Raw genomic sequence first — 26,291 nt, 5'->3', positions numbered from 1 at the left:
TGGGAAAGCGTAATGTCGAAAACAAGATATAGCGCGGCGATTTCATTCGGTTTGCTGGTGGCGGCACAGGGCGCCCACGCGTATGAATTCACGCTCGACGACGGGGCGATCAACGGATCGTGGGTCACGAACCTGACCGCGGGCGGTGGCATCCGCCTGAAAAATCCGAGCTGCTCGCTGACCGGCGATCCAAACATGTATGGCTGCGGCGCGGGTGCCAACACCGCGCAGTGGTCCAACGGCGACGACGGCAATCTGAACTATCGCAAGGGGCAGCCGTTCAGCACGTACCTCAGCGCGACCAGCGAGCTGCTGCTGACGATGCCGGGCGAAGGCGTGAAGTTCATGGTGCGCGGCACCGGCATGTACGACTTCATGGCGAAGAACACCAACCGAACGGACCTGTCGAGCACGGCGGCTTCGCAGATCGTCTATCCGGTCGATCTGCTCGATCTGTGGGTGCAGAAGGACTTCACGCTGAACGAGAAGACCGCGCACGTGCGGGTTGGTAACCAGGTGATCAACTGGGGCGAGAGCTTCTTTGCGACCAACGGCATCAACGCGACCAACGCGGTCGATATCCAGAAGCTGCTAATTCCGGGCACCCAGCTCAAGCAGGCGCTGCTGCCCGAGCCGATGATCAGCTTCGCGAGCGGTATCACGTCGGGACTCAGTACCGAGGCCTATTACCAGTTCAGTTGGGAAAGCAACCGTTATCCGCCGGTCGGTTCGTACTGGTCGGTCGGCGATATCTTCGGACGCGGCTCGGGCCCGGTGAGCATCAGCACGCTCAACGGCAACCTCGGCGGCTTCGACGCGGGCAGCATCGCGGGGCCGAACGCCGGTAACCCGAATGTCGTGGGGGGCATCACCAACGGTCTGGTCAACGGCCAGTTCGCGGGGCCGCCGTTCAACTCGATCGGCGTGCCGACGTCGACCGTGTTGCCGAACAAATACCGGCCGCAATTCGGTATCAAGTTCAATTACAAGCCGAAGAGCGTCGACGTCAACTTCGGTTTCTACTACGAGAACTACACCGACAAGTCGCCGGTCGCGTCGTCGCAGCCGGACGGCACGATGCGCTTCCAGTACCTCGAGAACCGGCAACTGTTCGGCGCGAGCGCGAACTTCGGGGTCGGCGACTGGGCGATCGGCACCGAGCTGTCGTATCGTCCGCACGACGCGGTCGCGCTGTCCGGCTGCTTCGGCGCGGGCGGTCCGTTCGACTTCAATACGAACGGCGTAGCGGGCATTACCTGCAACCAGTGGGAAGACCGCAAGAAACTGCAGTACCTGATCAACGGCCAGTTGAGCCTCACGCAAAGCGAGTATCCGTTCCTGAAGCTGATTCACGCCGATATGGCGATGCTGACGATGGAGCTCGCGTGGATCTACTACCCGGGCCTCAATTCGAACGGCGTGACGCGCACGGTCGACGGTCAGCAGATCACGCAGGCGCCCGCCGCCGGCTACTTCACGTGGCTGAACAACAACTCGGGGCTCGGCTATCCGATCACGGCTGCGCAAGGTACGGCAAGTTCAGTCGGCGCGACGATCGACTTCAACTGGACCTATGACGGCACCGTCATTCCGGGCTGGCAGTTGACGCCTGGCATCACGTTCACCGATGCGCTGTACGGCTACACGCCGACGTTCACCGCGAATTACATGCAGGGTGCGAAGTCGGTCAACGTGTATCTGCTGTTCAACCAGAACCCGGCGGTATGGCAGGCGGGTATCAACTTCACGGCGTTCTTCGGTGGTCACAACACCGTCGGTCAGCCGTACGCCGACCGCAATTTCGTCGGCATGTTCGCGACACGTAATTTTTAAGCAGCAGGTTTTGGATGGATAAGCGCGCGCCTTTCGTAGGCGCGCGCTCTGAATCAGCAGCAGACTTTGAGGGGCGCAATGTGTTGAATCGTCTGGTAGGCAAGCTCGAGGCGTTCCTGTTCGGGCATCGCGCGATCACGCTTGGCGTGATCGCGATCTTCACGGCCGTGATGGCCGTGTTCGCATTGCAGTTGCGCATGGATGCGGGATTCGAAAAGCAGATCCCGACACAACACGAATATGTAAAGACGTTCCGGCAATACCGCAACGATCTGCTCGGCGCGAACCGGATCACCGTCGTGCTGAAGGCACGCAACGGCACGATCTGGACGCGCGAAGGCCTGACGCGGCTCTATCAGATCACGCAGGCCGTCGCCTATCTGCCGGATGTCGATCGCGGCGGTGTGCAATCGCTGTGGACCCCCAATTCGTTCGTCAACGAAATTACCGAGGACGGTTTTCGCGCCGATCCGCTGATCGACGGCACGATCACGCCGGAGAGTTTGACGCCGGAGAAAATCGCCGCGATTCGCCAGTCGACGTCAGCGGGCGGCTATGTCGGCGTACTGGTGTCGCGCGACCAGACGAGCGCGATGATCACGGCCGAATTGAACGAGCGCGACGCGAACGGCAACGCGCTCGACTACGTTGCCTTTAACCACATTCTCGAAGAGAAGCTGCGCAAGCCGTATGAAAACGGCGACTACGAGGTGCAGATCATCGGCTTCGCGAAGCAGATCGGCGATATCGCCGACGGCGCGTCCGGCGTGCTGGTGTTCTGCGCGCTCGCGCTGGTGCTGACCGCGCTCGCCGTGTACTGGTATAGCCGTTCGCTGCGCTTCACGATCTTGCCGATCGCGTGTTCGCTGACGTCGCTGATCTGGCAGTTCGGCACGCTGCGCATTCTCGGCTTCGGGCTCGATCCGCTCGCGGTGCTGGTGCCGTTTCTCGTGTTCGCGATCGGCGTGTCGCACGGCATCCAGCAGATCAACTTCATCGTGCGCGAACTGTCGCACGGACGCAGCCCGATGGAGGCCGCGCGTCACAGCTTCAGCGGCCTGCTGATCCCAGGCACGCTCGCGCTCGTCACCGCATTGGTGTCATTCATCACGCTGCTGCTGATTCCGATTCCGATGGTGCGCGAACTCGCGATCACCGCATCGCTCGGCGTCGGCTACAAGATCGTGACCAATCTCGTGATGCTGCCGCTCGTCGCGTCGTACCTGCATTTCACGAAAGCCTACGCGGACAGCGCGCACGCCGCGCGCGAGCGGCGCGCGCACTGGCTGCGCTTGCTCGCCCGCGTGGCCGAGCCGCGCAACGCCGCGATTGCGCTTGGCGTGACCGCGCTGATTTTCGGCGTCGCGGTATGGCAAAGCCGCGATCGCGTAGTCGGTACGTTGCAGCCGGGCGCGCCGGAGCTGCGCGCCGATTCGCGCTTCAACCAGGACGCCGTCGCGATTGCCGGCAGCTACGACGTCGGCCTCGACTGGCTGACGGTCGTGTTCGAAACGCCAAACGCGAGCGATTGCACCGATCCCCGGCTCGGCATCTTCGAGGACGACTTTGTCGCGTCGATGAATCGCGTGCCCGGCGTCGTGTCGGTGAGTTCCTATTCGCAGATGCTGCGCACTTACAACGAGGGCTACAACGAAGGCAATCCGAAGATGTCGGTCGTGCCGATCGATCCGACCAACTACGCGGCACTGAGCGCCGAGATCAACCGCGTGCGCGGCTATATGACGAAGGACTGCAAGATGAGCGCGGTGCATCTGTTCCTGTCCGATCACAAGGCCTCGACGATCAATCATGTGATCGATGCGGTGAAAACATACCGCGCGCAGAACCATCTGGATGGCGTAACGATTCGCCTCGCCGCCGGCAACGCCGGTGTGCTTGCCGCGACCAATGACGAAGTCGCGCGCAGCGAACTGCCGATGATGCTCTACGTGTATGCGGCCATCGTGATACTCGTGCTGCTCGCGTATCGCGATTTCCGCGCGGTGATTGCATGCTGTCTGCCGCTGACGGTCGCGACTTTCATCGGCTACTGGTTCATGAAGCAATTGCAGATCGGTCTGACGGTTGCGACGTTGCCGGTGATGGTGCTCGCGGTCGGCATCGGCGTCGATTACGCGTTCTATATCTACAACCGCTTGCAGTTGCATCTTTCGCATGACGTGCCGATCGTCAAGGCCGTCGAACAGTCGATTCTCGAAGTGGGCGTGGCGACGATCTTCACCGCGATCACGCTCGCGCTCGGCGTCGCGACATGGAGTTTTTCGGCGCTCAAGTTCCAGGCGGACATGGGCAAGCTGCTTGCGTTCATGTTTATCGTGAATCTCGTGATGGCAATGACCGCGCTGCCCGCGCTCGCGGTCTGGCTCACGCGGCTCTTTCCGCGCCGCTCGGCGGTGCGCGGTTCGAGCTTCCTGTCTCACTAGCGCGCCACGAGGACAAACTATATGCACAAGATCCACCGATCGATCGCCGGCGCAGTGCTTGCGATGCTCGCGAGCCTCTACGTCGCGCAGCCCACACGCGCCGCTGACGCGCCCGACGCGGCCGCCAATGCCGCAGCCAATTCCGCCACCAGCACGCAGATCGCGCTTTCAGCCGCGAAGCATCGCGTCGGCGCCGACCATTCGATGATTCTCGGCGCGACGCTCGCGGGCAGCCGCATCGTCGCGGTCGGCGAGCATGGCGTGATCCTGCTGTCGGACGACCACGGCGCGCATTTTCGTCAGGCGCACAACGTGCCGGCCAACGCAACGCTCAATGCTGTGACTTTCGCCGATGCACAGCATGGCTGGGCAGCCGGACACTGGGGCGTCGTGCTGCGCACCGACGACGGCGGCGAGAACTGGCGCGTGCAACGCACGGACACGAGCGTCGACCAGCCGCTCTTTTCGATCGCGTTTCGCGACGACAAACACGGCTGGGCCGTCGGCCTGTGGTCGCTGCTCGTCACCACCGACGACGGCGGCATCACGTGGAAGACGCAACAGGTCGACCCGAGCGCCGGTGCCGGCAAGAGCGGCCTGAATTTCTTCTCGGTGTTCGCGGGACCGGACAAGGACGTCTATATCGCGGCCGAGCAGGGCACCGTGCTGCGCTCGAACGACGACGGCGCGAGCTGGCAGACCCTGCACACCGGCTACAAGGGCACGCTGTGGAGCGGCGTGGTCGCCGCGGATCACACGATCTACGTCGGCGGCCTGCGCGGCAATCTGTTCGCAAGCGGCGACGACGGCCAGACGTGGCAAGCAGTGCCGTCCGGCGCCAGCGGTTCGATTACCGATCTGGTCGCAAACGCGGGTACGGTCGCGGCCGTCGCGCTCGACGGTTATGTGACGCGCAAGCAGGCGGGACAGCACGATTTCGTCGCGAAGCAGTTGCCGGGCCGCGACGCGCTGACCGCGCTGGTATTGAACGACGACGGCTCGCCCGTCCTGTTTTCCAAAGAAGGCGTACTCGCCAAATAAAGTCAGGAGCAGACATGGATATCGAAAATTTGCTGGCGAACCTCCATACCCAGATGATCGTTGGGGGGCATGCCACGGCCGCGCGTAGCGGCAAGACCTTCGCGGTCTACGATCCGGCCAGCGGCCGCGAGATCGCGCAGGTGCCCGACGGCGACGCGCAGGACGTGGCCGCCGCGGTGGCCGTCGCGAAGAGCGCGTTCGAATCGAACGAATGGCGCCGCATGCCGCCGGCCGCGCGCGAACAGTTGCTGCTGAAGCTGGCCGATCTGGTCGAGCGTCATAGCGACGAACTGGCGGCGCTCGAAACACTGAATCAAGGCAAGCTGCTCGGCTTTTCGCGCATGCTCGAAGTGGGCGGCAGCGCGCAGTGGCTGCGCTATATGGCCGGCTGGGCAACCAAGATCGAAGGCAGCACGGTCGATCTGTCGTTGAGCTTTCCGCCGGGCGTGCAGTACCGCGCATCGACGCAGCGCGTACCGGCCGGTGTGGTCGCCGCGATCGTGCCGTGGAATTTCCCGCTGCTGATGGCGGTGTGGAAGATCGCGCCGGCACTCGCGTGCGGCTGCACGGTAGTGCTGAAGCCTGCCGAGGAAACGCCGCTGACCGCGATCCGTCTGGCCGAATTGGCGCTTGAAGCGGGTTTTCCGCCAGGCGTGTTCAACGTCGTCACGGGGCGCGGCGAAACGGCGGGCGCGGCGCTGGTGCGTCATCCGGACGTCGATAAGGTCACGTTCACCGGCTCGACCGAAGTCGGCCGTCTGATCGGCGCGCAATGCGGCCGCGACATCCGCCGCGTGTCGCTCGAACTGGGCGGCAAGAGCCCGGTGATCGTGCTCGACGACTGCGATCCGCGCAAGGCGATCGAAGGCGCGGCCAATGCGATCTTCTTCAACCACGGCCAGGTGTGCACCGCGGGTTCGCGTCTGTACGTGCCGCGCTCGATGTACGCGCAGATCGTCGACGGGGTCGCGCAGGTTGCCAACAGCCTCGTGCTCGGTTCCGGTTTCGACGAAAAGACGCAGATGGGGCCGCTCGTATCGGCACGTCATCGCGACAAGGTCGTCGGCATGATCGCGGAAGGCCGTTCGCAAGGCGGAGAAATCGTCGCAGGTGGCGCCGCGCGTGACGGCGCCGGCTACTTCGTGCGCCCGACCGTGGTCGCCAACGAAGCACGCAAGCCGCTGTCGCTGGTCAACGAGGAAGTGTTCGGCCCGGTGCTGGTCGCGATGCCTTACGACGATCTCGAAGAAGCGATCAGCGCGGCGAATTCGAGCGAATACGGCCTTGGCGCAAGCGTATGGACGAATCAGCTCGATAAAGCGCTGCGTGTCGTGGACCGGATGGAAGCGGGCACCGTCTGGGTCAATTCGCACAACATGGTCGATCCGGCCTTGCCGTTCGGCGGTTTCAAGTCGTCGGGCGTCGGACGCGAGCATGGCCGCGCGATCATCGATGCCTACACCGAGACGAAGTCGGTCTGCTTCGCTTATTGACGCCTACCCAGGAATCGACACACCATGAATACGTCACTCGCAGATCCGCAGGAGAGCGCCATGCGCGAACAGATGGACACGCATTCCCGCGCGCGTTTGTGGGTGGCGATACTCGCGGGTGTAATCGGCCCGGAGGTGTTCATCGTCCAGCCGGCGGTCGTCGAGGGCTTCGTCCGGTATCTCGGCTTCGACCCGGTCGCGGCGGGCTACGCCGCGTCGGTCGAGGTATGGGGCATCGCGCTCAGCTCGATCCTGCTGCCGCTGTTCGCGAAGCGTCTGAACTGGCGCGCGGTGATCGTGCTGTCGGTGCTGCTGATGGCATTCGGCAACGCGGCCTCCGCGTTCGCATCCTCGCACGATGTATTTCTGGTGCTGCGATTCCTCGTCGGTATCGGCGCGGGCGGTCTCGTGTCGCTGAGCTTCGCGGCGGTCGGTTTGAGCGCGAATCCGGAGCGCAACTTCGGCTATCTGGTCATGTGGGTGATGATCTACGGCGCGCTCGGGTTATGGCTCGTGCCGAGCGCGTTCGCACTCGGCGGCATCAAACTGCTGCTGTTTTTCTTTGCGGCATTTCCGCTGCTGCTGTTGCCGTTCGTTCATTTGCTGCCGCGCGGTGGCGAAAGCGCGCCGCAAACCGATGCGAACGCAATCGAGTTGCCCACGCTCGCGAAAGCGTCCGCGTTGCTGGCGATGCTGCTGTATTTCGTCGCGCAAGGGATCGTGTGGGCCTATCTGTTCCTGATGGGCACCGACGATGGCCTCGGCGAGCAACAGGTTGCCAATGCGCTGACACTGTCGCAATTCATGGGCGTGCTCGGCGCATGGACGTTCGGTGCGTGCGGCGCGCGCATCGGCCGCTCGCGCGCGTTGACGGTCAGCGTGCTCGGCGGCTCGCTGTGCCTGCTTGTGCTGACCGCGCATACGACGTTCGCGATGTTCGCGCTCGTCGTGTGCGTCTACAACTTCTTCTGGAACGTCGCGCAGCCGGCATTGCTGTCGGCGATGGCCGTGTTCGACCGGCGCGGGCGCATGGTGCTCGCCGCGACCGCGATGCAGATGATCGGCCTCGCGTCCGGTCCCGCGCTCGCCGCCTGGGTGATGAGCTCCGGCAGCTACGCGAAGGTGATCGGCGCGGGTGTCGCGCTGTTCGTCGCAAGCTGGTTCCTTATCCATTTCCCGGTACGGCGGCACGCGGCCTTGCTGCGCCGCGCGCATGCTGTACCGGCTTCGGAGACGTTCGATGTCTGATCAGGATCTGTTGCAACGCCGCTACCGTGTGCTCGGCAAGCGTGCGCCGCTGTTCTACGACGAGCCGCTGCATATCGTGCGCGGCGAGGGCGTGTGGCTGTACGACGCCGATGGGCGGCGCTATCTCGATGCGTATAACAACGTGCCGCATGTCGGCCATTGCCATCCGCGCGTGAGCGATGCGATCGCGAAACAGGCGGCGCAGCTGAACACCAGCACGCGCTATCTGCACGAGAATATCGTTGCGTATGGCGAGCGGCTCGTGTCGACTTTTGACGCATCGCTGCCGATGGTGATGTTCTGCTGCACCGGCAGCGAGGCAAACGAACTTGCGTTGCGTATCGCGCGCGAATGCACCGGCAATATGGGCATTATCTGCACCGCGCATTCGTATCACGGCAATACGGCGGCGGTCGTGCAGGCCAGCTCGTTTCTGTCGGGCGAAGCGCAGCGCGGCCGTTATGTGCGTACGATTCCCGTCATCGATCCGTATCGCGAGCGCGGCGATCTCAGCGACGATGAACTCGCGAGCCGCTATGCCGATGAGGTGCAGGCGGCGATCGACGCGTTCGAGGCCGACGGCGTGCGCGTCGCGGGATTGCTGATGTGCTCGGGACTGTCGTGCGAAGGCTTGCCCGACGTGCCCGCGGGTTATCTCGCGCGCGCGGTGGAGAAGGTGCGGCGCGCGGGCGGCGTCTATATCTCGGATGAAGTGCAGGGCGGTTTCGGCCGGTTCGGCTCGCATTTCTGGGGGCATCAGAAGCTCGGCGTGACACCCGACATCGTGACGATGGGCAAGCCGATGGGCAACGGCCATCCGCTTGGCGGCGTGGTCGCGCGCCGCGAACTGATCGAAGATTTCGCCGAACGCAATCCGATGTACTTCAACACGTTCGCCGGTAATCCGGTGTCGTGCGCGGCGGGCATGGCGGTGCTCGACGTGATCGCCGACGAAGGCTTGCAGCAGAACGCGCAAACCGTTGGGCAGTATGTGCTCGATAGTCTGCGCGCGCTCGCGGCCAGGCACTCGGCGATCGGCGATTTGCGTGGCAGCGGCCTCTTTTTCGCGGTCGAAATGGTCGAGGACCGGGCCAGCAAGACGCCTGCCGGCAGTGTCGCGCGCCGCGTCGTCAATGCGATGCGCGAGCGCGGCGTGCTGATCAGCCGGATCGGCATCCACGACAACATCCTGAAGATCCGCCCGCCGATGCCGTTTTCGAGCGCCAACGCCGATCAGTTGATCGACACGCTCGACGGCGTACTCAACGCCCTCTGAAAGGACTGCGATGCCCGATATAGAAGACGCGCGCGTCGGAGGACGCGTTCGCGCTGCACCGTCTCGCCCGCGAGGCGCTGGCGCTGTGGGACCTCGGCGACCCGATGATCGCGCCGATCAAGATTCGCGAGAACGCGGTGTTTCGCGTGGATACGCGCGACGGTCGGCGCGCGGTACTGCGTATTCACCGGCTCGGCTATCACGACGACGCGGCGCTGCACTCGGAATTCGAATGGATGCATGCGCTCGCGGGCGCCGGCATCGAGGTGCCACGCGTGATGAAGTCGCGGGCAGGGCACCCATTCGAGCGCGTGCACACAGATGAGCTGCCGGCGGGGCGGCAGATCGATGTGCTCGAATGGATCGACGGGCGTCAGCTCGGCGCGCTCGAATCGGGACTCGACGGCGGCGACGGCGATATCGCGCAGCGTTACTGCACGTTGGGCGGTATCGCGGCGCGGATGCACAACCATACGAGCACGTGGCGGGCGCCTGAGGGGTTCCAGCGGCATAGCTGGTGCGAGCAGGGCCTCGCGGGCGACGAGCCGTTGTGGGGGCGTTTCTGGGAGCTCGAGCCATTGAGTGTGTCGCAACGGCGCCTGTTCGAGCGGGCCCGCGACGCGATCCGGAGCGACCTCGCCGCGTATGGCAAGGACAGCGCGCAGTTCGGGCTGATCCACGCGGACCTGGTGCCGGAAAACGTGCTGGTGGACGGAGGAAGCGTGCGCGTGATCGATTTCGATGACGCGGGCTTCGGCTGGCATCTGTTCGACGTCGCGACGTCGCTTTATTTCATCCGCGGCGAACCGTACTTCGATACGGCGATGGAGGCATTCGTTACCGGCTATCGCGAGCATCGTCCGCTTGGTGACGCGCAGTTGCGACGTCTACCACTTTTTATGGCCGCGCGCGGCACGACCTATCTTGGGTGGGTGCATCGGAGAAAGCATACGGATACGGCGAAGACGCTGACGCCGGTGCTGATCGATTATGCGGTGTCGGCGGTTGAGGAGTATTTGGGGAGTCGGTGAGTGTGGGGGTGTTGAGAAGCGGCGTTAGGGCAGGGTGCGCTCTGGCTTAATGCCGTTTTTTATTACCTGATCGATTGTCTTGAAAATGAATAAAAGTAAAAAGGCGAAGCGAAGGTTATTTCTTGTCAAGATTTGCACGTCTCAATTTAATTCTGTTGAACACTGCTGGCTGAATGGTCGGGTCGATCAGCTCGTGGTTGCTCATGGAAGGCGGGACCTGCTGGATTTGATACGCGAGATCTGATCTGAAAATGCTGGGCCTGTGACATCTGTTCACGCCTGGTGGTGGTTCAAGGATCCGGCCAATAGTGCGATGAGCACGCAGAGCGCTGATGTGTCCGGTGCGTCCAGTGCATCCGTGCCGAGCATGAGTGATGGTGCGATTGCCGCGACTGTTGCCCAGTCCTTCGAATAACAGAACCTCTTTGCCTGATGACTTCTGAAACCACGCCCGCGCAGCATGGTGCGCTGATTGTCCAGTCCCCCGCCGCGGTCAGACTCAACGCGCAGAACCGGCGCCTTGTACAGAGCAGTGTGCCGGGCCAACCGTCTACGGCACGCCTCGTCATCCAGAAAGGCATCGACGCGGTCGAGAACCACGGCCTCGAAGTCTTCGTGCAATGCCTGTACATGGTGCCAGGCGTCGGTAATGCGCTCTCGCTCAGGGACGTCGCGATCGATCTGTACCGCATCTGCTCGGTGCAGGGCGCTGCAACCGATGTGTCGAACTGGATGATCCTCGCGATCGATGCGATCGGCGTGGTGCCGGGTGGCAATGAGGTGCCCGTGCCGGTGCGCACCGTGATGAAGGACATTGCGATCGGTTTCGTGAAAGGCATGATTCCGGCGACCGCGCTCGACATGCTGTGGGGCGCCGCCCAGGGCAACGCAAAGGACTATCTGACGCAGCTCGACCAGCACATGGCGCGCCGGAAGGACGATATCCGCAGATGGGTGTCACAGACGGTCCAGGGGTTACGTTCCTTCATCGCGAATCCGCCTGGCGTTCTGGCCCAGCAACGCGCGATCGAAGGAAAGAAGGATCAGGGGTTCTGGTCTTGGCTGCCCGATGGCGAGACCGTCATGGTCCATGCGGTGGACGAACTGCTGGCCGTCACGCTGCCCGGCAGCGACGAGCCGGTGCGCGACGTGCTGCTGGGATGGCTCGCGCAGTTCGAGCGCGACAGTAATGGAATGCTGGATCAGGCGTTCGGCGCCGCGGAGCAGACCGGCACGCTGCTGGCCATGGCCGCGCAGATCGCGCGGGCATTCGAGGCGCGGCGTCATCACGCGTCGCACGTTGTCGAACGCGGCCCGGGGCCGGCGCATGAGCCGGATGTCAAGGGCGCCGCGCATATCGGGCACTACCAGACGGGTGCCCAGGCAAGCCAGTTACCCGCTGCCTGCCACTGTCTGCTGCCATCGGCAAACCGGATCAGCGAGCGGCCGATCGACTACGCGACAGGCGACGAGAACCTGGCGCAGACCGATTTCGTCGTCGACGGCATCGTGCCGATCGTGTGGTCGCGGCTGTACCGCTCAAGCCTCGATGCGTACGACACCAGTCCGCTCGGTGCGCGTTGGAGCAGTGCGTTTCACCTGTCGCTCGAAGTGCGTGGGGACGGGACGCTGGTCTTCTTCGATGCGGAGAACCGCGCGGTGCCGCTGCCGGCTGTTGCGGTGGGCGAAGCGGTTGACGTGCCCACCGAGCACTTTTCAGTGGCGCGGCCGGATGCAAAGACGATCTTCCTCGGCTATCCGGACGGCAGCCGCGAAACCTATGTCCTCGCGGGCCCACGCTACCGGCTGCAGTGCCGGCTCGGGCGCGATGGCCTTGGTCATACCCTTGCCTATAACGAAGCGGGTCAGCTCGTTTCCATCAGTGACGGCCACGATACATCGATCCGCCTGACCTACCGCAATGGCCGCGTGAGTGCAATCCACCGCATCGACGGCCAGGGCCGGAACTCCAGCCTGCTCGCGACGTACCGCTATGACGACACCGGCGATCTGCTCGCCCATCACGACGCGCTGGACCAGGTGCGCGGCTACGACTATCGCGATCACCTGCTCACGCGCTATACGGACTTCAACAGTTACGCCGTGCATCTCGACTGGCACTGGCCGGGCAAACCGGACGGGCTGGCTGCCCCTGCCAGCGCGCAATGCGTGCGCACATACATCCGTTACCCCGGCGCGGATCGCCTGAACAGCCGCAAAATCCTCGAGGAAACGCGCTTCGAGTACCACCGTGAGCACTGGTTCACGAAGGTCACCGATGCCGCGGGCAACGTGACGTTCTACCGCTACGACCGCGACAACCGGATCGTGCGGGTCGAGCGCGCGGACGGCACGGGCGAATCGTACGAGTGGGACGCGAACCACAACATCACTGGCATCCGCGATGCGGCGGGCCGCATGCGCCGTTTCGACTACGACGCGCAGGGGCGCATCGTCGCCGAGACGGATGCGGTGGGCCGCAAAACACTTACCGAATACGATGCGCACGGTCTGCCGGTGAAGGTGACCGGGCCAGCCGGACAGACCACCATCACCGCCTACGATCCGCTGGGTCGACCGGTGTCGGTGACAGACGAAGCCGGCCGGACCACGCAGTACGCGTGGAACGACGCCGGACGCCTTGTTTCGCTGACCGATCCCAAAGGCGGTGTGCGGCGCTTCTCGTACGATGCAGCCGGGCGTCTGCTGCAGGCTACTGACTGCTCCGGGTATGCGACCCGCTATCAGTACGACGCGCTCGGCCACCTGCTCAGGCGGATCGACGCCGAAGACGCGGAAACGGCCTACCAGCACGATGCGCTGGGGCGGCTCGTGAAGGTGACCTATCCGGATGGCACAGCGGAATCCTTCCAGTACGACGGCGAAGGCAACGTGGTGGCGCATATCGATGGCGCGATGCAGGTCACCCGCTTTGCCTGGAAGATGGACAGGCATCCGGTCTCACGCGAGGACGCGGCCGGCCATACGGTGATGTACCGGTACGACGATCAGTGGCGACTGGTGAAGCTCATCAACGAGAACGGCAGCGCCACGAGTTTTAAATACGACGCGATCGGGCAACTCATTGAGCAGACCGGCTTCGACGGGAAGACGGTACGGCACGAATACGATGAGGCGGGGTTCCGTATCGCCTCGCGCGAAGGTGACGTCGAAACGCTTTTTACCCGCGACGCCTTGGGGCGGCTGAAGGAGCGCATCGTCCGTAAAGCAGGCGTGGAGCACGCGGACTGCCACGAGCAGTTCTACTACGACCTGCACGGACGGCTCACGGCGGCGCAGACGTCTGGCAGCCGGGTGGTGTTCCATTACGACGACGCCGGCAACCTGATTGCCGAAGAACAGCATCTGCGGACTGAATCCGCTGGTCCGTACGTGGTCGTGACGCGGCATGGGTATGACGCGCTGGGCAACCGGACCCGCACGCAACTGCCGAACACGCTGAAGATCGACTGGCTACGCTATGGTTCGGGGCACGTGCATGGCGTGATGGTCAATGGCGAGCCGCTGCTCGACTTTGAGCGAGACAGGCTGCATCGCGAGACCACGCGGACGCACCGGGCGTTCAGCGCCCGGCGGGAATACGATCCGGCCGGGCGGCTGCTGAAGCAGATCGCGCAACTGGCGCCATCGCCTTCGCCATCGCTGTCGCAACCACAGGCGCAGTCGCACTCACAGCCAGCTGCAACGGAGACTCCCACGCGTCTGTCCGGGCGCCGCTATCGCTATGGCCCGCAGGGCCACCTGACACATATCGACGATGATCTGCGCGGCGCGACGTCGTACGGTTATGACCCGGTGGGCCGTCTGCTGGAAGCGGTAACGCCTGACCTGACGGAGACGTTCGCCTACGACCGGGCCGGCAACCGTGTTGATCCGGAGAAGGTGCCGGTAAGACCCGAAGTGGAGACGTTCGCCGAACGCGTCGCGCGTCACACCCGCGAGCAGGCGCAGTGGGAAGCGGCCAATCCGGGCCGGCAGTACTACATGGGAACCCGTCCGGACGAACGCGCGAACCGTGAAGACGCGCTGATGGCGGAGTACGAACGCAGGCTGCCGAAGTGCCTCGATAACCTGCTGAAGGAACTGGAGCACACGCGCTATCACTACGACGAGCGGGGCAACCTGATCCGCCGGATCGACTGGGGTGGACCGACGTGGGTCTATCGCTACGACCTGTCGAACCGGCTCGTCGAGGCGAGTCGCTATGCGAAGACGCCCGAGGATACGACGGACCAGCACGGCACGGATGCGCACCACCGCCACCGGACATACATCGGCAGAACGGTTCCCGAGCTGACGGCGACATACCGGTACGACGCATTCGGCCGTCGCACGGTCAAGGAGGTGATGCAGCCCGATGGCAACACGGACATCACGGTGTTCGTGTGGGACGGCGATGTGCTGCTGATCGAGGAGCGTTTTACCCGTACGCCGCAGAAACCGGCGTGGTCGCGTCCGGTGGCGCCCGAACCGGCACTCGCGTCGATGGTGCGGGAGGATCCGGAAGACGCGTATTCGCTGCCGGTGGCGCAGCGCGCGCATGCGCTGGATGTCGCATGGCAGGGCGTGTCGCTCTACCTGCACGAGCCGGGCACGTTCGTGCCGCTCGCGCGTCTCGACGAAAAGCTGGTCGAGCCCGCGTATCTGGCAACGGGTACCGATGGCCGCGCGGTGCGGGTGCCGGCGAAGACTACACACACGACGCTGTTCTATCTGAACGATCATCTCGGGACACCGCAGGAGATCGTCAATGATTCAGGCAAGGTGGTGTGGATCGGGCGGTACAGGGCCTGGGGGGCGGTGAAGAAAGGGACGAAGGTCTGGCAGGAGAAGCCCAACCCGGGCAGGACGGTCAACCCGATCCGGTTTCAGGGGCAGTATTATGATGAAGAGACGGGACTGCACTATAACCGGCATCGGTACTATGATCCGGACGCCGGGCGGTTCATCAGCAGGGATCCTATCGGGCTGGCAGGTGGGATTAATGTTTATGCGTATGCGCCGAACCCGGTTACTTGGGTCGATCCGCTCGGACTGGCTCGGTCTGGACAGTGGACTGACGTCGGAAACGGTCAGATAAGAATTGATCCGCCACACGTGGAAAATACTAACCAACAGGTCCACGCTCATTGCCAATGTAAATCTCGAAAGCAGGAGATCGTTGTAAACAAGGATGGTAGCCAGAGCCACGGATCACGCGGAGATGTCTCCGGACTGACGCGAACAGAGAAAGACTACTTGCGTGACAAAGGATTCGATCTATGACAGAACTTGGTGAATTGAAGATTTGGGGAACGACCGAAGGTAGTGATAAATCGCTGAAGCTGGATGAAATTTCCATCCTTGCGAATGCTGAGGTCATCCGCGCACTCGGAGTTTTTTTGATTAATGCGGCTTACGAAATGGATGCTAACGATGTTGAACACATGCATCTTCAAGATTCGATTGCGAACTTCTCGTATAAAAACCACGTCGATGTAATCGCGATCAATCAAGAGAAAGTTAAGTTGGACAACAATTGACTGGATAGAAATACGTTGGTGTTGCTCGCTTATCTAGCTGTATCGCGAGACGGCGCTGCATTACAACCGGCATCGGTACCATGATCCCGATGCTGGAAGGTTTATCAGCAGGAATCCGATCGGGCTGGCGGGTGGGATTAACGGCTATGCGTATGCGCTGAATCCTATCGAATGGATCGACCCGCTCGGATTGTCAGCAGCCTCAGATTTGCCGCGTGTGAAAGGTCAAAGTGTTTTAGGGGTAGGGTCAGTATTGATCGATGGCGGTTTTTCGAAAACAAAAGACAATAGTGTGAACCAGACGTGGAAACATGCCGATAGCTCAGAGGTCCGGGTGCACAAGTATGGAAACAAGCACCCGTGCTCGTACAAATCTGGCAATAATGCATATGTTCACAAAGAGGATCCCTCAGGAAATCAGCTTAATGATCGAGGGATAGTGTCGTTAGATCCGAATGAAACGCACATCGGCATCCGAAACCCTGCGGATCTACCAGCAGTTCGAGGAAGGCCACACGGATCATGAGCTACGAATATCGGTTGATATTTACTGATGTGTCTTCAGCGCGGCATGTTATGGATGTATTGAGAGCAAGTGCTGCATGCATTAGGGGGCAAGGACAAGAGATATGTTTAAAGGATAGCGAGCTTAAAAGCTCGGCAGAGTATGACGCCTGCTTGATGCAGGAAGACGAGAAGTCGTTGTGGCTGAAGGTTAATTTTAGATCGCCATGTTTGTATCGCTTGTTGCAGGACGCACTGGAAGGTAGGCCAGTCAGATGTTTCGAAGATGGGGATATTGACGATGAAGTAACGCTCAAAGAGGCGTTTCGTATCAAAGGCGAGAACTAACGAGGGCTGCTATGCAACGAGGCCCTTTGTATGCTCATGCGCCCAATCCCACGTGATGGATTGCCCCCTTGCGGCTCACAAAGTGCACTGCGCTCGCGACATAGTGGCTAGGTCCGTCGGTAGCTTAGTAGAAGCGAGTCATTTAAAAAGGACGTGTGCTGAATAGGCAAGAACTGCAGAACGTACTAGATTCGCTGTCCGCCCCACGGGACAGTTATTGCGTTGAAAGTGACAAGGACGAAGCTCTTTGCCTCGTGGAAAACTATGTTGGTTGGTCTATTACAGCGAACGCGGACAACATACTGAGGAGCAATCATTCGACGCGGAGGAGGTTGCTTGTAGTGCTCACTCGCTGAGCGACGCATTTGAGACGTAGTGGCATTACAACCTGCGGCGGTACCACAATCCTCAATTCGGGTGGTTCATCAGTCGCGATCCGATCGGGCTGGCGGGTGGGATTAACGTTTATGCGTATGCACCCAATCCGGTCGCTTGAATCGACCCGTTAGGACTTGATCCGCACGCACAACAACCCACCCCATCACCGCGGCCGATTATCCGACGGCATCGCATCGAACAGATCCCGATAGTCCTGCGTAAAGTGCCCCGAGTGAAAAAAGCCCCACCGTTGCGCCGCATCGCGCACGGTCAGCTCGGTGGACGGCGATTTGCGCAGCAACTGGCGCACGTGATTCAGACGGATCGCGCGCATATATTCGACCGGCGATTTGCCGGTCACGAGACGGAAACTCGTCTGCACGGTGCGGCGGCTGATTCGCAGCGCTTCGCACAGTTCCTGCACGGTCACCGGTTCCAGCGGCCGCGCGACGATCATGTCGTGGGCGCGTGCCACCACGTCGCTATGCGACATCCACGTGATGTCGGCCTTTGCGTCGCGGCTGTCGCTCTCGACCAGCGAGTCGAGCATGTCGAGAATCTGCGCCGATACGCAGCGCTGCGCGAGATCCGGCTGCGCGAACTGGTTCAGCGCAAACGCTTCGTCGGTAACGTGGCGCCACAGCGCGATGAACTGTTCGCGCGCGCTGAGCGCGAGTGGAATCACCGAGCTCTTGCCCGATATGTAGCTTTCGAGACGCGCAGCCAGTTCCGGATGTTCGTCGAGGAACGGCTGCCTCACGCCGACGCCGAGCAACGCGGTTTCGCCCGGGAAATGCAGCACGAACTCGCGGTTGGCTCGCGCGCAGATCATCGAATCGGCAGTGACGGAACGGTCCGCGAAAGTCACCGGCGAGTTCGCATCGAGCACGACGCCGAACACCAGCATGTCGCTCGGCGTGCTGCCCTGTTGCACGATACGGCGATTCACCGATTCATAAAACACGTGGATGCCGTCCACGCCGATTTGCTGAAGCCGACCATGAAATTGCCCGCAGTCGAGCTGAAAATACTGCTGTTCCCAGCCGGAAAGCAGCGCCGCGTGTTCGCCGGCGTCGGTAAGGGTGTGATTCTCGAGCTGCATGCTGGTGGGATAAATCGCGAAATCGATCGGGGGGCGTGAAGCCTGGCCTCTTTTCACCGACCAGTGAGTCGGTTAATTTGCTGCGAAGGATGCAGCGCGCCATGCCGGTTGGCAAGTCGGGGATGGCCCTGGCTTGCCGGCGGGGGATGTCTCCTTGTGGTTTTTCGACCTATATCGAGCGGCACCGCCGGCGGCTTTTCGCTCGTGAAGCCTGCTATGAAGCGCTTTTTCTTCTGACGAATCACCCAGACTTCGCTGCCCGACAGCGTATGTGACGCATAGCACTTCAGGAGCAGGGTACCCGTGAGCGCGCGAGCAAACCATGCGTGCGAGCGGTAGCGTGAATAGTGAATGTCCTCATCGAACTAAAGGTTTCACCAGCACGCGCGAGGCTTCACGTCTACGCAGCGCACAGCCGCGCGAGCCGATGGAAATTGCGATCGAAGTACACGAGCCCATCGCCATCGCTGCGCACGCGAATCTGCGTAGCCTCCACGAAGATGACCGAGTGCGAGCCGACGTCCTTGCACTCGACGATCTCTCCCTGCAAGCTCGCGAGCGCATCGCGCAGCACCGGCACGCCGTGTTCGCCTTCGTCCCACACCGGCAGATCGAAGCGCGCGTCCATCGGCAGTTGCGTGAGCCCCGCAAAGTGCTTCGCGAGCAGTTCGTGTTCGCCGGGCAGCACGTTCACGCAGATGTGGCGATTGCCCGCGAACACGGTGTGCATCGCGCTGGAACGGTTCAGGCAAACCAGCAGCGTCGGCGGCGAATCCGTCACCGAACACACGGCGCTTGCGGTAATGCCGCAACGGCCGAACGGCCCGGCTGTCGTGATCACGTTGACGGCCGCCGACAGATGCGCCATCGCCTGGCGAAATTGCTTGCGCTCATCGCTCACCGGAAGCGGGGTCGCACTAGATGAATTGGACATGGGTGTTGTTCCGTGCAGTGGCATTGCCTTCCTGGATATCGGCGTTCGTCTCACATCACAGACACTTCGTGAGCCGCGCCAACGATGATTCAAGCGTACGGCAAGCATCGCGCGAAAAAAATTGTCGCGAATCGCCCGCGCGCTGGCGTCGCTCCCGAGTCGTCTAAAGGTTTCACCAGGAGGCACGCGAGCACCGCGGACACGCCTGGGGAAATTACCGCGCAAATACTACGCGGCACCGCTTTTCAGGGCTTTTTCGCCTGGTTATGATTAAATTTAAACTGCGATAACGCGACGATCAAACGAGGCTGCACAACGCTCGTCTCGCGCGCGTTTTGTACGTGTCTCGCACGTGTTTCGCACGCATTTTGCACATAACCAGAACGGAGACAGAGCAAGTGACTTTACCCGCGCCGGTCGTCTATATCGTCGACGACGACAACGGCATGCGCACCTCGTTGGCATGGTTGCTGGAGTCGGTCGGCGTCAAGTCGGAAGGCTTTGCCAGCGCAAGCGACTTCCTGCGCGCCTTCGATCCGGACATCCCCGCATGCCTGGTGCTCGACGTGCGCATGCCGGAGACAGGCGGCTTCGATGTGCAGACGGAACTGAACCGTCGCGGCGCAACGTTGCCGACCATTTTCGTCAGCGGCCACGGCGATATTCCGATGTCGGTGCGCGCGCTGCAGAACGGCGCGATCGATTTCGTCGAAAAGCCCTATAACTCGCAGCAGATGCTCGATCGCGTGCAACGCGCGATGAAGCTCGCCACGCAGCGTCATGCGGCCGACCAGAAGCGGCGCGATCTGCGCAAGCGTCTCAACTCGCTGACCGCGCGCGAGAACGAGGTGCTGCGTGGCGTGATCGACGGCAAGGGCAGCAAGCGCATCGCGGCGGACCTCGATATCAGCGTGAAGACGGTCGACGTGCATCGCGCGAGCATCAAGGACAAGCTCGGCGTCGCATCGATCGCGACGCTCGTGCGCGACGTGATGGCGGTATGGGATCAGGACGCGCCGACGAATACGCCGTAAAAATGGGTGTATGCGCGTGCGCCCATGGACGTACGCGCACCGGCGATGCTTGTGCCGTGTCGCATCAAAGGCCCGCGCGTAGCGCGCGGGCAGCAACTCACGCGTTACCGCATATACAGGCCGCCATTGATGTCCCAGCACGCGCCGTTGGCGAAATACGCATTGCCTGACGCGAGCAGAACGGCGGCATCGGCGATGTAATCGGCGGCACCCAGACGTCCCGCTGGAATATTCGCGATTACCGCCGCGAGTTTTTCCGCGGGCACGCTTTCGTGCACGATCGGCAAATCGAGCGGTCCCGGCGAGATCGCATTGACCGTCACGCCCGAGGCGGCGAGGTCTCGCGCGAATACCTTCGTCAGCGTAATCGCGCCGCCCTTGGCCGCCGCATAGTGCGCGCCGGTCGCGGAGCCGCCGTTCTGGCCGGCAAGCGACGCGATGTTGACGATGCGTCCTTCGCGCTGATTCGCGAAGTGCCGGCCGAAGACCTGGCAGCCGAACAGCACACTGCGCAGGTTGACGTCGATGACCTGATCGAACTGCTCGGCGGTGATGTCCATCACCGGCACGACTTTCGATGCCCCCGCGTTGTTGACGAGCGCATCGATGCGGCCCCAGCGCGCGACGATCGCATCGCGCGCATCGACGAAATCCTGCTTCGACGTGACATCGAGCTTCAGCGCGAACGCGCTCGACCCGGCGGCGCTCAACTCGCGCGCAACTACGTTGGCCGCTTCGATGGCGATGTCGCCGAGCGCGACACAGTAGCCGGCTGCATGAAAACGCGCGGCGATAACGGCACCGAGGCCGCGCGCCGCGCCGGTAACGAGAACGACTCTGCTGGACATAGGGTTGTGTATTCCTTGGAGAATTTCAGCGGACTCGATCCGCCGCGTGGTTCAGCCAGCAAGCGCAGCTTCAAACGCGGCCGCAGCCGCGCACACCTGCTCGTCGGCGCCATGGCGTCCGATGATCTGCAGGCCGGCTTTCAACGGCGTACCGTCGAGCGGCAGCGGCAGGCTCAACGCCGGATGACCACTGAGATTGAACGGCCGAATCAGCGATGACATCGCAATCACCGGCACGCCGCGCCGCGCTTCATCGAGCGTGATCGGCAATGCGGGCAGCGTCGGCATCACGATCACATCGACACTATCGAGCGCGCGATCGACCGCCTCGGTGAAGCTGCGGCGCACGCGCTCGGCCGCGCTCAACTGCTCCGGCGTCGTCGCCAAAGCGGCGCGCAAACGCGCGTCGAGATCGGCGCCGAGCTTGCCGCTATCGACGAGATGACCGAACGCGGCATACGTTTCCGCGTTGATGATCGCGATGCCCGCCTGGAATGCCTCGATGAGGCCCGTGAGTTCGATGGCCTGTGACGTAAAACCCGCGCGCTGCGGCGCGCGTGCGACCGCGGTGAGCAAAGCCGCTTGCGCATCGACATTCGCGACGCCGACGCGGCATGTCGCCACCTGTTTCAACGCGGCGTCGCGATCGAATCCCGGCGCGATCACGGCCATCGTGTCGACGATCATCCGCATCTCGCGCGCGAATGGACCGACGCAATCGAGCGTCGATTCAGCGGGCGCGACGCCGCGCCGCGACACGCGACCGAACGTCGGCTTCAGGCCGGTCACGCCGCAGCACGCGGCGGGGCCGCGAATCGAGCCTCCGGTATCGGTGCCGAGCGCCGCATCCGCGAGCCCGAGGCCGACTGCCGAAGCCGAGCCGCTGGATGAGCCGCCCGGAATGCGCGTCGCGTCCTGCGGATTGACCGGCGTGCCGGTGTAGTCGTTGATGCCGGTCATGCCGAACGCGAGTTCGTGCATGTTGGCCTTGCCGACGATCCGCCAGTTCGCGTCGAGCAGCAACTGCACGACTTGCGCATGCTGTTGCGCGGGCGCGGCATCGGCGAGCGCGCGGCTGGCACCGGTCGTGCGCATGCCGGCAATGTCGATGGTGTCCTTGATGGCGATCGTGGGGCCGTCGCCGCCAAGCGAGAAACTACTGATCAAAGCGCTCATCGATTCGGTTCCTTTGGTTCCTTGGGTTCCGTGAGACGGGTCATTCGGACAGCGGAGCAGGGCGCGGCGACACGCGCCACGGCGCATCGAACAGACGCTCGGTGCGAAAGTGCGCGATCAGCCATTCCGACGTATCGGATGCATTGGGCGCGGGCACGAAATCGACCTCCAGCCGCGCGCCGATCAGCTCTGCGCGCTCATCGACATAGCCAGACGCCTGCAACATGATCCAGCGTCCCTTCGCATGCGTCGGACTCGGCATATCGATGCTCTCGGACGTCAGGAAATGCACGTTGGTCGCGAAGTGCGGCGTGGGCGGCAGATAGCGCGCGAGCATCGCGACGATCGCCTCGCGTCCTTCGAGCCGCCCGAACTTGCTCGTGTATTGCGGGCCGATGCCTTCCCACACCGCGTCGGCGGTGAACAGGCGTTCGAGCGCTTCGCCGTCGAGCGCGCCGCTCGGCACGTCGCACAGCGCCATGTAGCGCGCCATCGTGCGGCGTGCGGCCGCGGCACCTTCGAGTGCGGCGAGGCGCGCTTCGAGCGCGGCAATCGTGCGCGTTGCGTCGGTGGTCGTCATGGCGTCACGCATTCGCGGCAGACGACACCGCAGCCGGCACTGCGGGCGGCACGGCGAGCGCGCGTCCCACGCGCGCTTCGATCTTGCCGTAGCGCCACAGGTTGTACTCGCCGACCGGCGTCGTACGGTACAGATTGCAGACCGCCACCGTGGTGTCGAAGTCCGCGACGTCGGCCATGATGTAGAAGGTCCACGGTGCGCCGCTTGCCTGGCCGACCACGAGGCGGTCATCGTCCATGATGCCGAGCACCTTGACGCCGTCCATCGCTTCGATCGCGGCCAGCATCTTGCCGTACGCCTGCCACACTTCGCCGATCTTCTCGCGCGGCAGATCGAAGAAGTTTTGCGTGACGCCGCAGCAGAACAGCACGCGCAGCGGCAGGGACGGGTTCGCGGAAGTATCCGACATGTGATGGATTCCTTGAAAAGTGGTTGTGGTTACAGATAACCGGGAATGGGCGGCACACCGACGAATACCGCGCCGGCGCCGTCGAAATTGCCTTCGCCGAGGAACGCATGCTGCGTGACCACCATCGAGTCGCGCACGAGGCGCTGCAGCGGATGCGTGCGATAGATCGCCATCGTGCCGCCGAGACGATACGCGCGCTGCACGACGTCGGCGCCTTCGCGCGCGATCTGCGTCGCGGCGAGGCGCAGCAGGCTGACCTGCTCGGGCGTGACCGGGTTGCCGGCGAGGATCGACTGCCACACGCTGTCGGTCGATTCGTAGAAGAACGCGCGCGCCGAACGCAACTGCGCCTCGGCCTTCGCGAGTTCGATCCGGTAGTACGCGCGGTCCGCGAGTTGCGGTGCGCCAGTCGTCGTGCGGCGGCCACCCGACATATGGTTCGCGACGTCGAGCGCGGCGCGCGCGAGGCCGAGGTTCACGACCGCGAGCACCTGGGCCGCGTAGGCGACGGTCGGATAGCGATACAACGGCTCGTCGACGCACGGCGTGCCGCCGCGCACGAAGGTCCAGTCGTCGCTGACGATCTGCTCGGTCATGCGCAGGTCGTGACTGCCGGTACCTTGCATGCCGACCACGTTCCAGTTCTCGACGATCTCGACCTGCTCGGGGCGAAACACCGCGGTGCGCGGCTTGTTGGCACCGCTGTTCCCACCGCCATTCGCGGCATCGCCGGTGCTGATGCCGACGCCGAGCCAGTCGGCGCCCTTGCAGCCGCTCGCGAACTTCCATGTGCCGTTCACGCGCCAGCCGCCTTCGACGGCCTGCACCGCTTGCACCGGAAACAGGCCACCCGCGAACACCTGATCCGGACCGCCTGCATAGATTTGCGCCTGCGTTTCGAGCGGCAGCGCGGCGAGGTACACGTTGGCCGAACCGAAGCTCGCGACCCACGCGGCGGAGCCGTCGGCCACCGCGATGCGCTCGATCATCTCGAGAAATTCGCCCGGCGCGCGCGCGTCGCCGCCAAAGCGCTTCGGTGTCGCGGCACGGTAGATGCCCGCGCGCTTGAACAGCTCGATCACGTCGCGCGGCACGTGCGAAAGCCGCTCGAATTCTTCGCGGCGCGCGGCCACCACGTCGATGACTTCATCGAGCGACAGACGGCCGGCCGGCGGTGTGACGTAAGTATCGACGCAAGAGTCGCTGAAGGGCGCGACGGCGGTCGCAACTGATGGCATGGTGTGTCTCCTGAGTTCCTGAACCGCATGGTTTGGGTTGTTGGACGGCGCGTTTGCCCGCGTCCGTCCAGTCTGGAACCCAGTCTAAGAAAGCCACAAAACGGCATCAATTGGGACGCCGCGCGCATTTTTAAGTAGCGTTCCCCGCGCGTCTAAAGAAATCTTCAGTATCGCCGCGCGGGGCGCGGATGCTATCGTTCGTGGACCTAGCTTCTGCTCAGATCGGATCATGACGTACCCCACCGAAGACGATTTCCGCCGCCTGCTCGATGCGTTGACGATGTGTGTGCTGCTGCACGATGCGGACACGAAAGCGATCGTCTGGGCCAATCGCGCCGCGTGTATCGCGCTCGGGTTTTCGATCGAGGAACTGCTGCCGCTGAAGGCGCGCGACATGACCCGCCCGGAGCCGAAATATCAGCGCGAAATCGCGGTGGCGGCAATGGACCGATCGATCACCGACGGGCCGCAAGGCTACGAATGGTGTTATCGCTCGCGCACCGGGCAGGACATGCTGTCCGAGGCGATCGCGACCTATGTGCCGCTGCGTGAGCGCGCGGTCGTGATGGTGCAGTTTCGCGACATCAGCGCGGAGGAATCGGTGCGCCAGGCGCTGCGGCGCTATGAAACACGGCTGCGCGAGTTCATGCAGGATCTGAGCGAAGGTGTCGCGGTGCTCACGCATGCGGGCGCGGTCGAGTTCATCAGCGATTCGGGGCGCCGCCTGCTGGGTCTCGCCGCACATCACACGCCCGGCTCGATATTCGATTACTGCGGCGAGCGCAGTCGCGAACTGCTCGCCGAACAGCTCGGCAGCGCACCGCCGCAGCACCCGTCGTCGCCGCGCCGCTACCGGATGATCCGGCGCGACGGCAGCGCATGCTGGCTGCGCATCACTTGCCGGCGGCTCGTGATCGAAGACGATCTCGATGGGTTGCTGATCCACTTTCGCGATATCTCCGACGAAGTCGGCATCGAGGAAGCGCGCCGCACCGAAGCGCGCATGCTCGAATACGCAGGGCGTTACAACGCAATGGGCGAGATGGCCACGGCGATTGCACACGAACTGAGCCAGCCGCTCGCGGCCGTGCGCAATTTTCTGGAAGGGGCGATCCGGCGTCTCGAACAGCAGGCGCCGGTCGAAGACACGATCTGGGGCCTGCGTAGCGCCGAACGCCAGGCGGAACACGCGGCGCACATCATCAAGAGCGTGCGCGAATACATCGTCAAACGCGAGCCGAGCGAGACCCACGCCGACTTGCGCGACGTGCTCGCGGACGCCGCGTATTTCATCGAATTGCGCGCGCGCGAAGCGGACGTGACGGTGACGATCGAGCAGGCGAGTGCACCGCTGCCGGTGTTCGTCGAACGCGTGCTGATCGGTCAGGTGGTGCTGAACCTCGCGTTCAATGCGATCGATGCATTGGCCGCGGAAATGGCGCAGACGGTCGATGCCGCCGATAAGCACGCCACCGTCACGCAGACCGGCGCGGGACGTCCAACGCGACCGCGCCGCCGCGAACTGCGGCTCGTCACGAGCCTGCGCGACGCGCATGCGGTGGTGCAGGTCATCGACAACGGCCCGGGCGTGCCCATCGACGCGCATGGCCGGCTGTTCGACGGCTTTTCGTCGTCGAAGGCGGGCGGCAACGGCATCGGCCTGTCGTTGTGCAAGAACATCGTCACGCGGCATGGCGGCGAAATCTGGGCCACGCCTGCGCCGAACCGGGGCCTCGAATGCAGCTTCTCGCTGCCGCTCGCGGGCGCGGGCCAACCGCCGGGTTGAGCACCGAACCAGGCAGCAGGCTGAGCGCCGGATTGAGCCGCAGGT

At 63.1% G+C, this 26,291-nt stretch carries 20 protein-coding genes and 2 pseudogenes; 14 read left to right on the top strand and 8 right to left on the bottom strand.

Going from position 1 to position 26,291, the window contains the following annotated elements; translation table 11 throughout:
* Positions 1–12 precede the first annotated feature (12 nt).
* The 7 genes from L0U82_RS09105 to L0U82_RS09075 all read left to right on the top strand — a co-directional run bounded on the left by L0U82_RS09105 (position 13) and on the right by L0U82_RS09075 (position 10,366).
* Positions 13–1,833: a DUF1302 domain-containing protein gene (locus L0U82_RS09105; RefSeq protein WP_233830169.1), complete on the top strand. Its 1,821-nt coding sequence runs from the start codon at positions 13–15 to the stop codon at positions 1,831–1,833.
* Between the two features lie 80 nt (positions 1,834–1,913).
* On the top strand, positions 1,914–4,277 hold the full coding sequence (locus tag L0U82_RS09100; RefSeq protein ID WP_233830168.1) for an efflux RND transporter permease subunit: 2,364 nt from the start codon (positions 1,914–1,916) through the stop codon (positions 4,275–4,277).
* A 21-nt stretch (positions 4,278–4,298) separates the two neighbouring features.
* Positions 4,299–5,318 (top strand): WD40/YVTN/BNR-like repeat-containing protein, encoded by a 1,020-nt coding sequence (locus tag L0U82_RS09095; RefSeq protein ID WP_233830166.1) that lies wholly within the window; start codon positions 4,299–4,301, stop codon positions 5,316–5,318.
* Between the two features lie 14 nt (positions 5,319–5,332).
* Entirely contained in the window at positions 5,333–6,811 is a 1,479-nt protein-coding gene (gene styD / locus L0U82_RS09090; protein ID WP_233830164.1) for a phenylacetaldehyde dehydrogenase StyD, read from the top strand.
* Between the two features lie 24 nt (positions 6,812–6,835).
* The gene (locus L0U82_RS09085) at positions 6,836–8,059 is read left to right on the top strand and encodes an MFS transporter (RefSeq protein WP_233830162.1); all 1,224 of its coding nucleotides are present in this window, start codon (positions 6,836–6,838) and stop codon (positions 8,057–8,059) included.
* A complete protein-coding gene (locus L0U82_RS09080) occupies positions 8,052–9,335 on the top strand; it encodes an aminotransferase class III-fold pyridoxal phosphate-dependent enzyme (RefSeq protein ID WP_233830160.1) in 1,284 nt (427 codons plus the stop codon). Before L0U82_RS09085 ends, L0U82_RS09080 begins: the two co-directional genes overlap by 8 nt.
* Positions 9,336–9,439: 104 nt before the next feature.
* On the top strand, positions 9,440–10,366 hold the full coding sequence (locus L0U82_RS09075) for a phosphotransferase enzyme family protein (protein ID WP_233830159.1): 927 nt from the start codon (positions 9,440–9,442) through the stop codon (positions 10,364–10,366).
* 273 nt (positions 10,367–10,639) lie between these two features.
* Here L0U82_RS09075 and L0U82_RS09070 read toward each other — a convergent pair whose 3' ends face one another.
* Positions 10,640–10,987, bottom strand: a complete 348-nt coding sequence (locus L0U82_RS09070) for a hypothetical protein (protein WP_233830158.1) — start codon at positions 10,985–10,987, stop codon at positions 10,640–10,642.
* Positions 10,988–11,098: 111 nt separating this feature from the next.
* Between L0U82_RS09070 and L0U82_RS09065 the strand changes: the two genes are divergently transcribed.
* The 5 genes and pseudogenes from L0U82_RS09065 to L0U82_RS09045 form a co-directional block, all read left to right on the top strand.
* Entirely contained in the window at positions 11,099–15,652 is a 4,554-nt protein-coding gene (locus L0U82_RS09065) for an RHS repeat-associated core domain-containing protein (protein ID WP_267929326.1), read from the top strand.
* On the top strand, positions 15,649–15,909 hold the full coding sequence (locus tag L0U82_RS09060) for an Imm32 family immunity protein (RefSeq protein ID WP_233830157.1): 261 nt from the start codon (positions 15,649–15,651) through the stop codon (positions 15,907–15,909). Before L0U82_RS09065 ends, L0U82_RS09060 begins: the two co-directional genes overlap by 4 nt.
* A gap of 46 nt (positions 15,910–15,955) precedes the next feature.
* Positions 15,956–16,435 (top strand): annotated as a pseudogene (locus tag L0U82_RS09055) (RHS repeat-associated core domain-containing protein); the annotation flags it as partial.
* Complete coding sequence (locus L0U82_RS09050) at positions 16,432–16,761, top strand: hypothetical protein (protein WP_233830156.1); 330 nt, start codon at positions 16,432–16,434, stop codon at positions 16,759–16,761. The pseudogene L0U82_RS09055 and the gene L0U82_RS09050, both read left to right, overlap by 4 nt.
* A gap of 379 nt (positions 16,762–17,140) precedes the next feature.
* A pseudogene (locus tag L0U82_RS09045) lies at positions 17,141–17,254 on the top strand (RHS repeat-associated core domain-containing protein); the annotation flags it as partial.
* Between the two features lie 48 nt (positions 17,255–17,302).
* Here L0U82_RS09045 and L0U82_RS09040 read toward each other — a convergent pair.
* Together L0U82_RS09040 and hpaC are read right to left on the bottom strand one after the other, a co-directional pair.
* Positions 17,303–18,241 carry a helix-turn-helix domain-containing protein gene (locus tag L0U82_RS09040; protein ID WP_233830155.1) on the bottom strand — a complete coding sequence of 313 codons (939 nt, stop codon included), beginning with the start codon at positions 18,239–18,241 and terminating at the stop codon, positions 17,303–17,305.
* A 400-nt stretch (positions 18,242–18,641) separates the two neighbouring features.
* On the bottom strand, positions 18,642–19,175 hold the full coding sequence (hpaC, locus tag L0U82_RS09035; RefSeq protein WP_233830154.1) for a 4-hydroxyphenylacetate 3-monooxygenase, reductase component: 534 nt from the start codon (positions 19,173–19,175) through the stop codon (positions 18,642–18,644).
* A gap of 398 nt (positions 19,176–19,573) precedes the next feature.
* Here hpaC and L0U82_RS09030 point away from each other — a divergent pair, with 398 nt between their 5' ends.
* Positions 19,574–20,209 carry a response regulator transcription factor gene (locus L0U82_RS09030; protein WP_233830153.1) on the top strand — a complete coding sequence of 212 codons (636 nt, stop codon included), beginning with the start codon at positions 19,574–19,576 and terminating at the stop codon, positions 20,207–20,209.
* Positions 20,210–20,313: 104 nt separating this feature from the next.
* On the opposite strand, the gene L0U82_RS09025 is transcribed toward L0U82_RS09030, so the two are convergent.
* From L0U82_RS09025 to L0U82_RS09005, 5 genes are read right to left on the bottom strand one after another with little or no spacing between them, the layout of a single operon-like run.
* The gene (locus L0U82_RS09025; protein ID WP_233830152.1) at positions 20,314–21,057 is read right to left on the bottom strand and encodes an SDR family NAD(P)-dependent oxidoreductase; all 744 of its coding nucleotides are present in this window, start codon (positions 21,055–21,057) and stop codon (positions 20,314–20,316) included.
* A 51-nt stretch (positions 21,058–21,108) separates the two neighbouring features.
* On the bottom strand, positions 21,109–22,233 hold the full coding sequence (locus L0U82_RS09020) for an amidase (protein WP_233830151.1): 1,125 nt from the start codon (positions 22,231–22,233) through the stop codon (positions 21,109–21,111).
* 40 nt (positions 22,234–22,273) lie between these two features.
* Positions 22,274–22,813: a nuclear transport factor 2 family protein gene (locus L0U82_RS09015; RefSeq protein ID WP_233830150.1), complete on the bottom strand. Its 540-nt coding sequence runs from the start codon at positions 22,811–22,813 to the stop codon at positions 22,274–22,276.
* A 4-nt stretch (positions 22,814–22,817) separates the two neighbouring features.
* Positions 22,818–23,222 (bottom strand): hypothetical protein, encoded by a 405-nt coding sequence (locus tag L0U82_RS09010; RefSeq protein WP_233830149.1) that lies wholly within the window; start codon positions 23,220–23,222, stop codon positions 22,818–22,820.
* 29 nt (positions 23,223–23,251) lie between these two features.
* Positions 23,252–24,460 (bottom strand): acyl-CoA dehydrogenase family protein, encoded by a 1,209-nt coding sequence (locus L0U82_RS09005; protein WP_233830148.1) that lies wholly within the window; start codon positions 24,458–24,460, stop codon positions 23,252–23,254.
* 229 nt (positions 24,461–24,689) lie between these two features.
* Between L0U82_RS09005 and L0U82_RS09000 the strand changes: the two genes are divergently transcribed.
* Positions 24,690–26,246: a PAS domain-containing sensor histidine kinase gene (locus L0U82_RS09000; protein WP_233830147.1), complete on the top strand. Its 1,557-nt coding sequence runs from the start codon at positions 24,690–24,692 to the stop codon at positions 26,244–26,246.
* Positions 26,247–26,291 lie beyond the last annotated feature (45 nt).

Source organism: Paraburkholderia sp. ZP32-5 (assembly GCF_021390495.1).
In the GTDB taxonomy this organism is placed as follows: domain Bacteria; phylum Pseudomonadota; class Gammaproteobacteria; order Burkholderiales; family Burkholderiaceae; genus Paraburkholderia.
The sequence above is the reverse complement of the archived record's forward strand: the minus strand, read 5'-3'. Positions and strand labels throughout refer to the sequence as shown.

Coding starts and splice junctions, on each gene's coding strand:
- L0U82_RS09075 (WP_233830159.1), top strand. CDS start 9,440: ATGATCGCGCCGATCAAGATTCGCGAGAACGCGGTGTTTCGCGTGGAT.
- L0U82_RS09095 (WP_233830166.1), top strand. CDS start 4,299: ATGCACAAGATCCACCGATCGATCGCCGGCGCAGTGCTTGCGATGCTC.
- styD (WP_233830164.1), top strand. CDS start 5,333: ATGGATATCGAAAATTTGCTGGCGAACCTCCATACCCAGATGATCGTT.
- L0U82_RS09005 (WP_233830148.1), bottom strand. CDS start 24,460: ATGCCATCAGTTGCGACCGCCGTCGCGCCCTTCAGCGACTCTTGCGTC.
- L0U82_RS09000 (WP_233830147.1), top strand. CDS start 24,690: ATGACGTACCCCACCGAAGACGATTTCCGCCGCCTGCTCGATGCGTTG.
- L0U82_RS09065 (WP_267929326.1), top strand. CDS start 11,099: ATGATCCTCGCGATCGATGCGATCGGCGTGGTGCCGGGTGGCAATGAG.
- L0U82_RS09040 (WP_233830155.1), bottom strand. CDS start 18,241: ATGCAGCTCGAGAATCACACCCTTACCGACGCCGGCGAACACGCGGCG.
- hpaC (WP_233830154.1), bottom strand. CDS start 19,175: ATGTCCAATTCATCTAGTGCGACCCCGCTTCCGGTGAGCGATGAGCGC.
- L0U82_RS09085 (WP_233830162.1), top strand. CDS start 6,836: ATGAATACGTCACTCGCAGATCCGCAGGAGAGCGCCATGCGCGAACAG.
- L0U82_RS09060 (WP_233830157.1), top strand. CDS start 15,649: ATGACAGAACTTGGTGAATTGAAGATTTGGGGAACGACCGAAGGTAGT.
- L0U82_RS09015 (WP_233830150.1), bottom strand. CDS start 22,813: ATGACGACCACCGACGCAACGCGCACGATTGCCGCGCTCGAAGCGCGC.
- L0U82_RS09105 (WP_233830169.1), top strand. CDS start 13: ATGTCGAAAACAAGATATAGCGCGGCGATTTCATTCGGTTTGCTGGTG.
- L0U82_RS09020 (WP_233830151.1), bottom strand. CDS start 22,233: ATGAGCGCTTTGATCAGTAGTTTCTCGCTTGGCGGCGACGGCCCCACG.
- L0U82_RS09080 (WP_233830160.1), top strand. CDS start 8,052: ATGTCTGATCAGGATCTGTTGCAACGCCGCTACCGTGTGCTCGGCAAG.
- L0U82_RS09050 (WP_233830156.1), top strand. CDS start 16,432: ATGAGCTACGAATATCGGTTGATATTTACTGATGTGTCTTCAGCGCGG.
- L0U82_RS09010 (WP_233830149.1), bottom strand. CDS start 23,222: ATGTCGGATACTTCCGCGAACCCGTCCCTGCCGCTGCGCGTGCTGTTC.
- L0U82_RS09025 (WP_233830152.1), bottom strand. CDS start 21,057: ATGTCCAGCAGAGTCGTTCTCGTTACCGGCGCGGCGCGCGGCCTCGGT.